The 14,152-nt window shown below is 73.0% G+C and carries 15 protein-coding genes; 5 read left to right on the top strand and 10 right to left on the bottom strand.

Features of this window, described 5'->3' with window-relative positions; translation table 11 throughout:
• Positions 1 to 13: 13 nt before the first annotated feature.
• On the bottom strand, positions 14 to 1,603 hold the full coding sequence (locus tag CLV40_RS08070) for an LCP family protein (protein WP_104478195.1): 1,590 nt from the start codon (positions 1,601 to 1,603) through the stop codon (positions 14 to 16).
• A 288-nt stretch (positions 1,604 to 1,891) separates the two neighbouring features.
• Between CLV40_RS08070 and rfbB the strand changes: the two genes are divergently transcribed.
• On the top strand, positions 1,892 to 2,884 hold the full coding sequence (rfbB, locus tag CLV40_RS08075) for a dTDP-glucose 4,6-dehydratase (protein WP_104478196.1): 993 nt from the start codon (positions 1,892 to 1,894) through the stop codon (positions 2,882 to 2,884).
• Between the two features lies 1 nt (position 2,885).
• Positions 2,886 to 3,779, top strand: a complete 894-nt coding sequence (rfbD, locus tag CLV40_RS08080) for a dTDP-4-dehydrorhamnose reductase (RefSeq protein ID WP_104478197.1) — start codon at positions 2,886 to 2,888, stop codon at positions 3,777 to 3,779.
• Here the strand turns inward: rfbD and CLV40_RS08085 are convergent, their stop codons facing one another.
• Positions 3,780 to 4,862: a glycosyltransferase family 4 protein gene (locus tag CLV40_RS08085; protein ID WP_104478198.1), complete on the bottom strand. Its 1,083-nt coding sequence runs from the start codon at positions 4,860 to 4,862 to the stop codon at positions 3,780 to 3,782. It lies immediately after the preceding gene.
• Positions 4,863 to 5,265: 403 nt separating this feature from the next.
• On the opposite strand from CLV40_RS08085, the gene CLV40_RS08090 reads away from it, so the two are divergent.
• Complete coding sequence (locus CLV40_RS08090; protein ID WP_104478199.1) at positions 5,266 to 6,129, top strand: glycosyltransferase family 2 protein; 864 nt, start codon at positions 5,266 to 5,268, stop codon at positions 6,127 to 6,129.
• A 93-nt stretch (positions 6,130 to 6,222) separates the two neighbouring features.
• Here the strand turns inward: CLV40_RS08090 and CLV40_RS08095 are convergent, their stop codons facing one another.
• Positions 6,223 to 6,546: a hypothetical protein gene (locus tag CLV40_RS08095; protein ID WP_104478200.1), complete on the bottom strand. Its 324-nt coding sequence runs from the start codon at positions 6,544 to 6,546 to the stop codon at positions 6,223 to 6,225.
• A 112-nt stretch (positions 6,547 to 6,658) separates the two neighbouring features.
• Positions 6,659 to 7,777, bottom strand: a complete 1,119-nt coding sequence (locus tag CLV40_RS08100; RefSeq protein ID WP_104478201.1) for a mannose-1-phosphate guanylyltransferase — start codon at positions 7,775 to 7,777, stop codon at positions 6,659 to 6,661.
• Between the two features lie 77 nt (positions 7,778 to 7,854).
• Here CLV40_RS08100 and CLV40_RS08105 point away from each other — a divergent pair, with 77 nt between their 5' ends.
• The gene (locus CLV40_RS08105; RefSeq protein WP_104478332.1) at positions 7,855 to 8,778 is read left to right on the top strand and encodes a DNA-3-methyladenine glycosylase family protein; all 924 of its coding nucleotides are present in this window, start codon (positions 7,855 to 7,857) and stop codon (positions 8,776 to 8,778) included.
• Here CLV40_RS08105 and CLV40_RS08110 read toward each other — a convergent pair whose 3' ends face one another.
• The 6 genes from CLV40_RS08110 to CLV40_RS08135 all read right to left on the bottom strand — a co-directional run bounded on the left by CLV40_RS08110 (position 8,779) and on the right by CLV40_RS08135 (position 13,428).
• Positions 8,779 to 9,270, bottom strand: a complete 492-nt coding sequence (locus tag CLV40_RS08110) for a tetratricopeptide repeat protein (RefSeq protein WP_104478202.1) — start codon at positions 9,268 to 9,270, stop codon at positions 8,779 to 8,781.
• A 22-nt stretch (positions 9,271 to 9,292) separates the two neighbouring features.
• On the bottom strand, positions 9,293 to 9,649 hold the full coding sequence (locus tag CLV40_RS08115; RefSeq protein ID WP_104478203.1) for a GntR family transcriptional regulator: 357 nt from the start codon (positions 9,647 to 9,649) through the stop codon (positions 9,293 to 9,295).
• Positions 9,650 to 9,689: 40 nt separating this feature from the next.
• Positions 9,690 to 10,217, bottom strand: coding sequence for an NUDIX hydrolase (locus CLV40_RS08120; RefSeq protein WP_104478204.1), 528 nt, complete (start codon positions 10,215 to 10,217; stop codon positions 9,690 to 9,692).
• 14 nt (positions 10,218 to 10,231) lie between these two features.
• Complete coding sequence (locus CLV40_RS08125) at positions 10,232 to 11,623, bottom strand: coenzyme F420-0:L-glutamate ligase (protein WP_104478205.1); 1,392 nt, start codon at positions 11,621 to 11,623, stop codon at positions 10,232 to 10,234.
• Entirely contained in the window at positions 11,559 to 12,557 is a 999-nt protein-coding gene (gene cofD, locus CLV40_RS08130; protein ID WP_104478206.1) for a 2-phospho-L-lactate transferase, read from the bottom strand. The genes CLV40_RS08125 and cofD overlap by 65 nt, the downstream gene beginning before the upstream one ends.
• Positions 12,558 to 12,639: 82 nt before the next feature.
• Positions 12,640 to 13,428, bottom strand: coding sequence for a site-2 protease family protein (locus CLV40_RS08135; protein ID WP_104478207.1), 789 nt, complete (start codon positions 13,426 to 13,428; stop codon positions 12,640 to 12,642).
• 231 nt (positions 13,429 to 13,659) lie between these two features.
• Here CLV40_RS08135 and CLV40_RS08140 point away from each other — a divergent pair, with 231 nt between their 5' ends.
• Positions 13,660 to 13,974 (top strand): WhiB family transcriptional regulator, encoded by a 315-nt coding sequence (locus tag CLV40_RS08140; protein WP_104478208.1) that lies wholly within the window; start codon positions 13,660 to 13,662, stop codon positions 13,972 to 13,974.
• The last annotated feature ends 178 nt before the right edge of the window (positions 13,975 to 14,152 follow it).

Here is a 14,152-nt window from a genome sequence, read left to right on the forward strand (position 1 = left end):
TAGTGAACCGGCGTCAGTTGACGCAGTTCAGCTTCCCCGCCTCGATGCTGGCGGTCGGGGGTGCCGGAGTGGACGAGCCGGACGACGAGGGCGGGGCCGCCGTCGTGGTGGTGCTCGGCGAGGACACCCCGACCAGCGGCTTGGCGTCGAGCTGGTTCGCCGCCTTGGCGAAGGACGTGCCCAGCACCACCCGCACGTGCTTGGCGTCGAGCGTGCGGTCCTCGGCGAAGGTGAAGACGTCCTTGACCAGCGACTCCGCCACCGCCTTCGCGGTGGTCAGCTCACCGGCCGGGTAGCGGATCACCGAGCTCTGCTGCACCGACGCGTCGCCGACCGGGCCCCGGGTGAAGCCCGCGCCCGCCAGCCGGTCGAGGACCGTGGTGGCCAGACCGCGGGTGTTCGAGCCGTTGCGCACCTCGACCGTGACGCCGCCGCCCGGCTTGGCGGTCGCGGTCGGCGAGCGCACCCCGCCGTCGGGCGCGTTCGTGCCGGTCGGCTTGCCCGCGGTGCCGTCCGCCTCGGCGATGGTCTGGGTGATGGCCGCCGAGATCGCCTCCGGGTCGACCTTGACCACGTCCGCGCCGCCGATCTTGGCCTCGCCGAGCGTCGGGATCGTGCGGAACTCGATGTTGCCGCTGCTCAGGCTCTGCATCTGGGCCGCGAACAGGGTCAGGTTCCAGTTCGAGGACAGCACCACGGAGTTCTGCACCGCGTTGACCAGCGCTTTCGCCCGGCTCGGGTTGGTCAGCATGTCCGCGGACAGCACCTTGTCGGCCAGCGCCCCGAGGAACACCTGCTGGCGCACGATCCGGTCGAAGTCGCTGTTGGGCAGCTCGTAGCGCTGCCGCACGAACGACAGCGCCGCCGCCCCGGAGATGACCTGGCGGCCCGCCGGGAACCGGGCGCCGGAGCGCCACTCGTCGACCGGGTTCTTCAGGCAGACCTCGACCCCGCCGACGGCGTTGGTGACCTCGTAGAAGCTCGCCAGGTTCACCTCGGCGTAGCGGTCGATGTGCAGGCCGCCGCCCGCCAGCCGCTCGATCGTCGAGATGAGGTTCTTGCGGCCGATGACCGTGGCCTTCTCCTCCAGCACCTTCGGGTCGGTGACGCCCTGCGCGCTCAGCGTGCGGCGCGCGTCGGTGTAGGCGTAGATGAAGGCGGAGTTGAGCTTGTGCTTGCCGAAGCCCTCACCGACGTCGACCCAGGAGTCGCGGGGGAAGGAGAACGCCACCGCGCGGCGCCCGCCCGCCGGGATGTGCACCAGGATCATGGTGTCGGTGTTGCGCTCGCCGTCGGACTTCCCGGCGTTGAGCATGGCCAGGACTTCCTTGGGCAGCGGGTTGCCGTGCGAGTCGGTGCGGCTGTCCAGGCCGACCAGCAGGATGTTCAGCGCCCCGTCGAGGGTCGGCCCGTTCGCCCCGGCGGACCCGCCGTCGGACGTCCGGTCGTCGATCACGTCGGTGGTGACGGTGTTGGCGTCGACGTCGCCGAAGGCCACCCAGGCCCAGCCGGACGCCGCGACCACCGCCAGCGACAGCAGGGCCACCAGCGACCGGGCCACGACACCCGTCGCCCGCAGGAACGGCGAATGCCGGCGCGTCACCGGTAAGCCACTCCCCGAAGCGCCGTCGATCCCCTCGTGCGCACGCACGTCCACGCACGTCCTCCCCGGTCCCGACCTGTGCCGTCCAGATTACCCAGGTCCTCGTGGTCTCCGCTGTCAGCGTCGGCACACGGTGACCCGAACCGGTGATCTGCCGACACTGGTAACACGGGCCGCCGGGGTCCGACGTTTACTCCCGGGCGCCGCGAATTTTCCCGGCGGCGTGGGAGACTCGGTCGCGAGACCGGGCGCGAGCACACGGGCGAGCCAAGGAACGGGTGGGACCTCATGCGGGTGTTGGTGACGGGCGGGGCGGGCTTCATCGGGTCCCATTACGTGCGGCAGGCGCTGAGCGGGGCCTACCCCGCGCTCGCCGACGCCGAAGTGGTGGTGTTCGACAAGCTCACCTACGCGGGCAACCGGGCCAACCTGGACCCCGTCGCCGACAGCGCGCGCCTGCGGTTCGTCGAGGGCGACATCTGCGACGCCGAGTTGGTCCGGACCACCATGGCCGGGGTGGACCTGGTGGTGCACTTCGCCGCCGAGTCCCACGTGGACCGCTCCATCCTGGGCGCGGCGGACTTCGTGCTCACCAACGTGCTCGGCACCCAGGTGCTGCTGCAGGCCGCGGTCGACGCGGGCGTGGGCCGGTTCGTGCACGTCTCGACCGACGAGGTGTACGGCTCGATCGACGAGGGTTCCTGGACCGAGGACCACATCCTCGAGCCGAACTCGCCGTACTCGGCCTCCAAGGCGTCCTCCGACCTGCTGGCCCGCTCGTTCCACCGCACCCACGGCCTGCACGTGTCCATCACCCGGTGCTCGAACAACTACGGGCCGTACCAGTTCCCGGAGAAGGTCATCCCGCTGTTCACCACGAACCTGCTGGACGGCAAGCAGATCCCGCTCTACGGCGACGGCCTCAACGTGCGCGACTGGCTGCACGTCGACGACCACTGCCACGGCATCCAGCTGGTCGCCGACGGCGGCCGCCCCGGCGAGATCTACAACATCGGCGGCGGCACCGAGCTGAACAACCGCGAGCTGACCGACCTGCTGCTCAAGGCGACCGGCACCGACGAGTCGTTCGTGCGGCCGGTTGAGGACCGGAAGGCGCACGACAGGCGGTACTCGGTCGACATCACCAAGATCTCGACCGAACTCGGGTACCGTCCCCGGGTGTCCTTCGAGGACGGTCTGGCGGGCACCATCGACTGGTACCGCGACAACCGCTCCTGGTGGGAGCCCCTCAAGCAGCGCGCCGCACTCCCCGGGAACTGACATGTCCTCGCCCCTGACCATCCTGGTCCCCGGCGGTTCCGGCCAACTCGGCCGCGAACTGGCCGCCCTGCCCGGCGTGTCCGTGCGCGCGCCGGGTTCCGCGGAACTCGACCTGACGAGCGCGGGCGCGGTGATCGAGGCGGTCACCGCGCTGGCCGCGTCGTCGGCGCGCCCGGTCGTGGTCAACGCGGCGGCCTACACGGCCGTGGATAAGGCGGAAACCGATCAGGGGCGGGCCTTCGCGGTCAACGCCGACGGGCCCCGGGTGCTGGCCGCGGCCTGCTCGTCCCGGGGCGTGCCGCTGATCCACGTGTCCACCGACTACGTGTTCCCCGGCGACGCGGACAAGCCGTACGAGCCCGGCGACCCGGTCGGCCCGCGGTCGGTCTACGGGCTGACCAAGCTGGCCGGGGAGGACGCGGTGCTCGGGTCGGGGGCCCGGGCGTGGGTCGTGCGGACCTCGTGGGTCTACGGCGCGCACGGCAAGAACTTCGTGAAGACCATGGCGAGGCTGGAATCCCAGCGGGACACACTGTCTGTTGTGGACGATCAGGTCGGCACTCCCACGTGGACCGGCGACCTGGCGGCCGGGCTCGTCGCGCTCGCCGAGGCCGTGACGGGCGATGCCGCACCGGAGGCCAGGGTGCTGCACTGCACGGGCGGCGGCGAGACCACGTGGGCCGGGTTCGCGCGGGCGGTTTTCGAGGAGTTGGGGGCGGATCCGGCGCGCGTGCTTTCCTGCACGACGGCGGACTACCCGACGCCCGCGAAGCGGCCCGCGTACTCGGTGCTGTCCGACCGCGCGTGGCGCGAATCGGGCCTGCCGCCGATGCGGGGGTGGCGCGCGGCGCTGGCCGCCGCGTTCCAGGTCGACGGGGCGGCGTACCGGCCGTAGCTACCGGCCCGCCGCCGCGCGGTAGGCGGACACGGTCAGTTCCGCGCAGCGGCGCCAGGTGTGGGTCGCGGCGTGCGCGCGGCGCGCCGAGATGGTCGCGGCGTCCAACGGGTGCTCCAGCGCCTCGAGCAGCGCGGCGGCCAAGGCCTCCGTGTCGCCGAACGGGACGAAGTGGGCGTGGTCGCCCGCGACCTCGCGCAGCGCGGGCACGTCCGTGCAGACGACCGGGACGTCGCACGCCATGGCCTCCAGCACCGGCAGGCCGAAACCCTCGTCCCGGGACGGCAGCACGAGCGCGGACGCGCCCGCCACCACCGTCCGCAGGTCCGATTCGGGCAGGTACCCGGTGGCGCGGACGCGGCCGCCGCCCGCGACGTGGTCCGGTCCGGTGAGGACCAGGGGCGGCAGGTCCGGTGTGGCCGCGTGCGCCTTGAGCAGCCAGTCGAGGGATTTGCGCGGGCCCGCCGCGCCGACGAAGAGCAGGTACTCCGACGGCAGGCCCAGCCTGCGTGCCGTGTCCTGGTTCGGTGGTCGGGCGGTGAACCAGGCCGGGTCGACGCCGAGCGGGGTCACGCGGACCTTGTCGGCCGAGACGCCCAGCCGCTCGACCACCTGGTCGGCGACCGCGCGGGTGGGCGTGCAGACGATGCCCGCGCGGTGCGCGGAGACCTTGACCAGCTCCGGCAGGCGGGTGTCGAACCGGGACAGTTCGTCCGGGTAGCCCAGGAAGTTCAGGTCGTGCACGGTCAGCACGCCCGCCGCGCGGAAGGTGGCGGGGAGCACGAAGTTGGTGCCGTGCGCCACGTCGGTCAGCCCGGCGAACAGCTCGACCGGCGGGAACGCGCCGCGCAGCCACGCCGCGCGCAGCAGTCGGGCGGGGGAGGGGATGCCCCTGGCGCGCACGCCGTGCGGCAGCACCCGGCGCAGCGCCCGCCAGCCGCGCAGCGTGAACGCGACGGCGCGCATGTCCACATGGGACGAGGAGGCCAGTTCCTCGGCGAGCGCGGCGGTGTAGCGGCCGATCCCCGTCCGGTTGCCGAGCAGGGGCGTCCCGTCGATGAGCACGCGGATGGGCCTGGGCATTGCGGCTACCCCCTCCTTCGCCGGTGCGGGCGGCACTGGTCCGGGCCCGCGTGCGGGACGGTCGTCACCAGCGGGGTGCGCGACCCGGTCGTCGGGGTGCCCTCGGCCAAGCCTGCCTCCCTCGCGTGTTGTGCCTTCCCGGGCATAGCGTGCCTCATCGCAGCGCGTGATGGGTGTTCAACCGCGCTAAACGCCACCCGTCCACCGGGCGCGTCCACCCCCGGGGACTGTTCGGCCCACCCCGCTCGGTGGTCGCCTTACCCTGATCGACTGAATCCGCCCCGCCGGTCGGCGCAATTCGGCCACGAAGTCCGATGTGGACGTTTAGTCGGGTACCTGTCACCCGGTGGTGACCGCCGACCGCGCACCGGCGGCTCGACCGGGCGGTGCACAATGTCGGGTCGTGACCGCTGAACCGACCGAATACGGCGATCGGCTAGCCGTGGTGACCGTGACCTACTCCCCGGGCGAAACCCTGGAGCGGTTCGTCCAGACCCTCGCCGAGGCCACCACCCGCCCGGTGCGGGTCATCCTCGCCGACAACGGGTCGGTGGACGGTGCCCCGGAGGCCGCCGCCGCGGCGCACGAGCACGTCGAACTGGTGCGCACCGGGGGCAACCTGGGCTACGGCTCCGGCGCCAACCGGGGCGTCGCGGCCCTGGGCCCGGAGTACGGCTGGGTCGTGGTGGCCAACCCGGACCTGGAGTGGGGCCCGGGCTCGCTGGACGAGCTGCTGGCCGCCGCCGACCGCTGGCCCCGGGGCGGGTCGTTCGGGCCGTTGATCACCGAGCGGGACGGAACCGTGTACCCGTCCGCGCGACAGGTGCCGTCGCTGGGCAAGGGCATCGGGCACGGGGTGCTGGGCAAGGTGTGGCCGGGCAACCCGTGGACGAAGGAGTACAAGCAGTCCGCCACCGACGTCCGGGAACGCGCGGCGGGCTGGCTGTCGGGCTCGTGCCTGCTCCTGCGCCGCACGGCCTTCGACTCGGTGGAGGGCTTCGACTCCCGCTACTTCATGTACTTCGAGGACGTCGACCTGGGCGAACGCCTGGGGGAGGCGGGCTGGCAGAACGTGTACGTGCCGTCGGCCAAGGTCATGCACATCCAGGGCGTCTCAACGGCCAAGGTCTCCACCAAGATGCTCACCGCCCACCACGAAAGCGCCTACCGCTTCATCGCGGACCGCCACAAGGGGCCTGCCTGGGCACCGGTACGCGCCGCGGTGAAGGCGGGCCTCGCCCTGCGCCTGCGCCTGGAAACCCGTTAGCCGAGCGCACTTTCGCGTACGTGAAAAGCGACCCGATCGCCTGCCGACAGCGGTTGTGCCACTGTCAAGGCGTTCGGGTACCCGCGGCCGGCGCTAGGCGGGCCAGTGGTTGGGGTTGTGGTGGGGTGGTCTGGTGAGGCGCTCGGTCGGGCGGCCCGGGGAGGCCAGCGACTGGGTCGCGGCCTCTTGGGCGATCGCCGGGAGTTCGTCTTCCGGGCGGTAGGCGGCGGCCGGGGCCGTCGGGAACACCATGGTGACGTCCGGGTCAGCCTCGTCTATCGCCGAGACGACGGCCCGGGGGATCTGCAAGGTGGCGGCGGCGTCCATCGGGGAGATGGCGCTCTCCGGGGTGACGACGTAGGCGCCGCGCGCGCGGGCACGTGCCAGGATGGCGTCGGCCCGGTCACGGGGGTCCATGGGTAGCGGCCTCTCCTACGTCGATCTGTGGTCCGCTGGTCGTGCCACACCAGAGTATCCCGCCCGGCACGCCGCGTCAGCGGGCGAGGGCGATCAAGCGCCGAAACCCGCGTCAGAGATACTCCGCCTCGCCGCGGTCGCGGAGGATCTCGGTCAGCTTCTTGATGTCCTGGGCCCGGTCGCGGTCGCAGACCAGCACCGCGTCCGAGGTGTCGACGACGATCAGGTCGCGCACGCCGAGGGTGGCCACCAGCCTGCCGCCCGCGGGCACCACGATCACGTCCGAGCCGTCCACCACCACCGCCCGGCTGTCCGGCACCCCACCTGCGAACGACCGGCCGCCCTCGCCGACGTCGGTGCCCAGCAGCCGGACCACGGTCTCGAAGTCGCCGATGTCGCTCCACCCGAAGTCGCCCGGCACGGTGGCGACCTTGCCCTCCGCCGCGGCCGGTTCCATGACCGCGTACTCCACGGCCACCTTCGGCACCGTCGGCCACAGCTCGGCCAGCACGTCCTCCTGGGCGTCGGTGTCCCAGGCGTCGGCGATGCGGCCGATGGGCTCGGCCACGTCCGGGCGGCGCGCGGCCAACTCGGCGAGGAACACGTCGACCCGCCAGACGAACATGCTGGCGTTCCACAGGTACGACCCGGACTCCACGTACCGGGTCGCCACCTCCAGCGTCGGCTTCTCCTTGAACTCGCGCACCGGCTGGATCTCCGCCCGCCGCGCGGGTTCGCTGCACTGGAGGTAGCCGTAGCCGGTCTCCGGGCGGGTCGGGGTGATGCCGATTGTCATCAGGTTGCCCGCGAGCGCGCCGTCGACTGCGCGGCCCACCGTGTAGGCGAACTCGACCTGGTCGGTGATCAGGTGGTCGGCCGCGAAGGACGCCATGACCGCACCCGGGCTGCGCCGGTGGATGACCGCGGCGGCAAGCGCGATGGCCGCGCACGAGTCCCGGGCGAACGGCTCGACCAGGATGTTGCGGTCGGGCAGTTCCGGCAGTTGCCGGGCGACGCCCGCGGCGTGCGCGGTCCCGGTCACCACCAGCAGCCGCTCCGGCGGGGCCAGCGGCGTGAGCCGGTCGAAGGTGGCCTGCAGCAGCGACCGCTCGGTGCCGGTCAGCGCGTGCAGGAACTTCGGGTTCCCGGCCCGCGACAGCGGCCACAGCCGCGTCCCGCTACCGCCCGCGGGCACCACCACGTACAGGTCTTCCGGAACGTTCGACGTCACTGGAACCTCGTGTTCTCGCGGCCGGGGGGACGGGCGGGTCGAACAAGGGTAACCAACCGGCGGGTACGGTCCCCATGATGACGGCGACCCCAGCGCTCGGGGAGCGGACCCGGCGCTGGACGCCCGGCTACCCGCTCGACCTCGACGCGCTCCTGCGGCCGCTGCGCCGCGGCCCCGGCGACCCCGCCTGTCGCCGCGATCCCACCGGCGCCTGGCTGGCCGCCAACACCGCCGACGGCCCCGGCGCGCTGCGGCTGCGCCGCCAGGCGGGCGAGGTCGTCGCCGACGCCTGGGGACCGGGCGCCGAGGCCCTGGTCGAGGGTGTCCCCGCCCTGCTCGGCGCCGATGACGACGACACCGGCTTCCAGGCGCACCACCCGCTCATCGCCGAGACCCGCCGCGCGCTGCCCGGCCTGCGCCTCGGCGCTACCGGGCGAGTCTGGGACGTGTTGTTGGCCGCGGTGCTCGAACAGAAGGTGACCGGGACCGAGGCGCACCGCTCGTGGCGGGAGCTGGCCAGGCGGTTCGGGGTGCCCGCGCCGGGGCCGGTGCCGACCGGGATGTGGGTGCCGCCGACGCCGCGCGCGGTGCTGGGCATCCGCGACTGGGAGTGGCACGGGGCGGGCGTGGACAGCGCGCGCCGCCGGGCGATCATCGCCGCCGCGCAGGTCGCGGGGCGGCTGGAGCGGGCGGCGGAGCTGCGCGGCGTCGAGGGCCGGTTGCTGCTGCGCAAGGTGCCGGGGATCGGCGTGTGGACCGCGGCCGAGGTGGCGCAGCGGGCCTGGGGCGACCCGGACGCGGTGAGCGTCGGCGACTTCCACGTGCCCGCGCTGGTCGGGTACGCGCTGGCGGGCCGCAAGACCGACGACAACGGCATGCTGGAACTGCTGGCGCCCTACGCGCCGCACCGGCACCGCGCGGTCCGCTACATCGAGGCGAGCGGCTTCACCAAGCCGCGCTTCGGCCCGCGCCTGTCGGTCAAGGACTACCGCTCGTTCTGATCAGCGGTCCTTGAAATCGATGGTCATGTTGTCCCAGTCGTCCAGCGGGCGGTCCATCGCCCGCCGGACCCGGTTGCGGGCGTTGAGCAGGCTGTTGGCGAAGCAGTACCCGGCGTTCGGGCCGTCCATCTCCGCCATGTCCTCCTCCGGCAGGTTGGCCAGCGCCAGGTCGTACCAGGAGAGCGCCTCCGGGAGCTCGCCGCGGTCGCCCGCCATCTCCGCCACCAGCTGGCAGGGCGCGGACCAGACGGGGGTCTCGGTCCGGAGGAAGTGCAGTTGCTCCCGCGCGCCCTCGACCTCCCCGATGGAGAACAGCAGGTCGGCGGTGGTGGCCCTGGCGTAGGCCCGGTCCTCCCCGCCGAGGGAGATCGCCTGGTGCAGCAGGGTGAGGGCCCGGTCGGGCTTCCCGTTCAGGCGGTGCCGGTGGGCCGCCTCCAGGAGTGAGTCCAGGAGGCCGTCGTCGGTGTTGGAACTGGTCGGATCCATGGTCACGCGGGCGAAGCTAGCACCGGATTCAGTCGACGCGCAGTGCGGCGCGGGCGATGTTCAGTGCCTCGGTGGGAGTCACCCCGAGGCTGCGGGTGACCTCCGCGTAGCGCTCGGCGGCCTGCCGCGCGCGTTCCAGCGTGCGGTCGCCCGCCGCGCTGACGAACGTGCCCGCCCGACCCCTGGTCTCGACCAGGCCTGCCTCCTCCAGCTCCCGGTACGCCCTGGCCACGGTGTTCGCCGCGAGCCCCAGGTCGGTGGCCAGCGCCCGCACGGTCGGCAGCCGGGTGCCCACCGCCAGCGTGTGGTCGTTGATCCGGGTGGCCAGGCCCACCCGCACCTGCTCGAACGGGGGAACCGGGGACTCCGGGTCGATCGGGATCATGGCCGGGACCGCCTTCGGGTCTACCCGTTCGGGAGAGGGATCAGCGCAGCACGGCGAGCATCATGTCCAGTTCGCCGTCCTCGTCGGGTAAGGCGTCGACGGGCCACCAGCGCAGGTCCAACGACTCCGCGCTGCGGACCGGGTGCGCGCCGCGCGGCGCGCGGACGGCGAAGCGGACGTCGAAGTGCCGGGTCGGCACGCCCAGCGAGCAGGTGATCGGGTGCACGTCGACGTGCACCGGCACCGGGTCGATCCGCAGGTCGGCGATCCCGGACTCCTCGGTCGCCTCGCGCAGCGCCGCGCCCGCCAGGGTCGAGTCGGACGGCTCGCAGTGCCCGCCCAGCTGCACCCACTTGCCGACCCGGGGGTGCAGGGTCAGCAGCAGGTGCTCACCCCCCGCGTCGAACACCAGCGCCGACGCGGTGATGTGGCCCGCCGCGCACGAGCGCTGGCAGGCGTCCGGGCGCGCGGCGAGGTAGCCGAGGAACGCCTGGCGCAGCGCCTCCTGCGTGTAGTAGTCGGGCCGCCACGACGCCAGCGTCGACCACGCGTCCGCGTGCAGGCTCACTCCTCACCCCTCGCTCACAGTTCCAGCAGGCCCTCGGCCCGTCGGGGTTCGCGCGCGACCAGCTCCTCCGGCGGGTGCCCGACCGCGACCGCGCCGAGCGGACGCCAGGTGTCCGGCAGAGCCAGGACCGCGCGCACCACGTCCGGGCAGAAGATCGTCGAGGATACCCAGCAGGACCCGAGGCCCTCCGCGGCCAGGGCCACCAGCAGGCCCTGCACGGCGGCACCGCCCGCGACGGTGAACATGGTCCGCTCGGCGGTCGACCGCCGCTCGTCCGGGTAGTCGTGCGCGCCGCCCGGCACCACGAACGCCAGGACCACCTCGGGGGCCTTGTGCAGCAGCGCGCCCCGGGCCACCCGCCGCTGGACGCGCTCCTCGGGCAGCCCGTCCGCGCGCAGGTCGGCCTCCCACGCCTCGCGCATCGCCGACAGCAGCTCGGCGCGCTTGGCCGTCAACCGGACGAACCGCACCGGTCGGGTGTGGTGCGGGGCGGGCGCGGTCAGCGCCACGGCCACCGCGCGGCGCAGCGCCGCCGGGTCGACCGGTTCGTCGGTGAACTCGCGCAGCGAGCGGCGCAGCAGCACCGCCTCCCGGTGGCCCCGGGTGATCGCCTCGGCGGTGCCCAGGTGGAACAGGTCCTCCTCGACCGGGCGCACCAGGTCGCGCGCGGTCGAGCCGTCGTCGACGATCGCCAAGCCGCGCAGCACCGCGACCGGGACGCCGCCGAGCTTGCCCTTGACCAGGTCGGCCGCGCCCGCGATCTCGTCGGCCACGGCCATCTGCGTGACCGCCAGCTCGTTGCCGTGCGCGTCGACGGACCCCGCGTAGGACAGCACGACCCGCAGCCCGGACGCGCCGATCGCGGCGTCGGTCTGCCCGACCCGCCACGCCCGGCCCATGGTGTCGGTGATCACCACCGCCACCTCGACGCCCAGCCGCTCGCGAAGGCCCGCGCGCAGCGCGAACGCCGAGGCGTCCGGGTCGGCGGGCAGCAGCGCGATCTCGTCACCGGCGACGTTCGAGGCGTCCACGCCGGAGGCGGCCTGCACGACGCCGATGTGCTTGTTGACCGTGATCAGCGTCCGGCCCTTGCGCGCGATGACCTTGTCGGCCTCGTCCAGCACGGCCCGGCGCCGGGCCGCGTCCCTGGCGTCCGGGTCGGTCGGCACCCGCAGCAGTCGTCCCTCTACTTTGGACACGACCTTGCTGGTGACCACCACGACGTCCCCCGAGCGCAGCCACGGCGCCGCCGCCGCGACCGCCCCGGTCAGGTCGTCCCCGGGGCGGAACTCCGGCAGCCCCCGCACCGGCAGCAGCCGCACCTCGCCGGGTTCGGACCGCTCAGCCAAGGTCGACCCCGCCCAGCTCGACGGCCGCCCGCACCATCGCCGCCGTGGCGTCCACATCGGACATCAGCAGCGGGACCGCGCGAACCGCCACGCCGGGCACGTCGGCGGTGTCGCCCGTGGCGACCAGCCAGCCGTCGAGCACGCCGCTGTCCGAGCACGGGCGCGAGCCGTAGTGCCGCCCGACCGCCTGCGCCGAGGTCTCCAGCCCGATCGCGTCCAGGCAGGCGTCGGCCATGCCGCGCACCGGCTTGCCCCCGATGATCGGCGACACCCCGACCACCGGCGCCTCGGTCTTGCGCAGCGCGGTCCGCAACCCCGGCACGGCCAGGATCGTGCCGATGCTCACCACCGGGTTCGACGGTGCGACCAACACCACGTCCGCCGCGCCGACGGCCTCCGCCACACCCGGCGCGGGCGTGGACTCGTCCGCGCCGACCGGCACGATCGACCGCGCCCGCGGTTCGGCCCGGTGCCGCACCCACCACTCCTGGAAGTGCACGGCCTGCCGCTCGCCGGTGCCCGGCCGGTCGATCACCACGTGCGTCTCCACCCGGTCGTCGGTCATCGGCAGCAGCCGCACCCCCGGCTGCCAGCGGTCGCACAGCGCGGCGGTGATGTCGGAGAGCTCGTAGCCCGCGCGCATCATCCTGGTGCGGACCAGGTGCGTGGCGATGTCCTTGTCGCCGAGGCCGAACCAGTCCGGGTCGGCGCCGTAGGCGGCCAGCTCGGCCTTGACCGTCCAGCTCTCCTCGGTGCGGCCCCAGCCGCGCTCGGTGTCGATGCCACCGCCGAGGGTGTACATGCAGGTGTCGAGGTCCGGGCAGATCCGCAGCCCGTGCAACCAGATGTCGTCCGCGGTGTTCACCACCGCGGTCACCTCGTGCGGCGCCCCCTCCGGCGCGGGGCCGACCGGCGGCAGACCCAGGAACTTCTTCACACCCAGCAGGAATCGGGCTCCCCCGACCCCGCCGACGAGCACGACAACCTTCACGACTCGGCGATCCTCGCACGCTCGGGGCGACCCGTCGGCCGGGTCACCGGATTTCACATCGTTGATCTCGGGCGGTCGGATCCTAGAAAGAGCGCCAGAAGAAGAACAGGTCCTGGCCGTAGGAGGCGAGCGACAGGTTCCCGCCGAACGCGTCGTAGATCGAGCTGACCGCGTACCACAGGCCCTCGTTCACCGGCGGCACCGCGATGAGCACCGCGAACAGGATGAACGGCGCCCACATCTGGGCCTTCGCGCCGAACTTGCGCGCCTCGTAGGACAGGTACGGCTCCAGCGCGCCCCAGCCGTCGAGGCCGGGGATGGGCAGGATGTTGATCAGGAACGCGGCCAGCTGCAGCGTGGCCAGGAACGACAACCCGGCCAGCACGGGGTGGTCGAGGACGGCCGCGCCCCTGGCGAGGGAGCCGTCCGGGGTCAGGATGCCCATGCCCACGGCGAGCAGGAAGGCCACGACCAGGTTGGCGATCGGCCCGGCCAGCGACATGCTCGAGCACACCGCTCGGGAGCGCAGCGCGTGCCGGTTGATCCACACCGCGCCGCCGGGGAGCGGCAGGCCGCCGATGGCCAGGAACAGCAGCGGCAGCACCAGGCTCAGCACGGGGTCGGTGTAGCGGCGCGGGTCCAGCGTCAGGTAGCCCTTGAACAGCACCTCGCGGTCACCACCGCGGTAGGCGACGATCGCGTGCCCGAACTCGTGCAGGCACAGCGACACCACCCAGCCCGCCGCCACCAGGACGAAGACCCCCGCCTGCCGAGCGGTGTCCCCCTCCACCGTGGCGAGGAACCCGCCGCCGACGGTCAGCAGGAGCAGGCCGAGGAAGACCGGTGACGGGCGGACCGCTGATCGCTGCACGACACCAGTGTGGCAATGTCTCTCGGTTGCCCGCCGGCCGGTACCGGAAACCGGGGCCGTTTCGGCGGGCACACGATCGGGTACAGGGTGCGCATAGCCCATCACCCTCTCGGGGGCTGCGCTTGACCCGCCGCGGAGACACGGGTGTAATCACATCGATGTCATTCGCCACGGGGATGGCCTATGGCATCCGCCAGCCGGGGAGTGCGGAAGGCGAGGAGGCGGGCGAACATGCAGGGATTGGGTGACGGGGGCCGCGTCGTGGAGTGGGGCGAGCGGTCCGTGGATGACCTGGACGTGCTGTCCGGGTTCTTCGACGAGACCGAGGAGCAGGAGTGGCAGGAGCGCGCCCTGTGCGCGCAGACCGATCCGGAGGCGTTCTTCCCGGAGAAGGGCGGATCCACCCGCGAGGCCAAGCGCATCTGCCTCGGTTGCGAGGTGCGCGCGGAGTGCCTGGAGTACGCCTTGGCGCACGACGAGCGCTTCGGCATCTGGGGTGGTCTGTCCGAACGGGAACGCCGCAAGCTCAAGAAGAAGGCGGTCTAGCGCACCGCGCTTGAGCGATCCGGCGCGGAGCCGGGTCGACCGCGAGCCCGACTGGGGAGTCCGGGCTCAAGGGCGGCGGGCCGCGCGTCGATAACGGTGGCGAGTCGATCCGGGGCGCCCGGATTCCGCGCGGTGGTCGGCCGCCGTACGGTGGGCGGTCCCGGTAGGTGCCGTCGCG

This window comes from Actinokineospora auranticolor (assembly GCF_002934265.1).
Lineage (GTDB): Bacteria > Actinomycetota > Actinomycetes > Mycobacteriales > Pseudonocardiaceae > Actinokineospora > Actinokineospora auranticolor.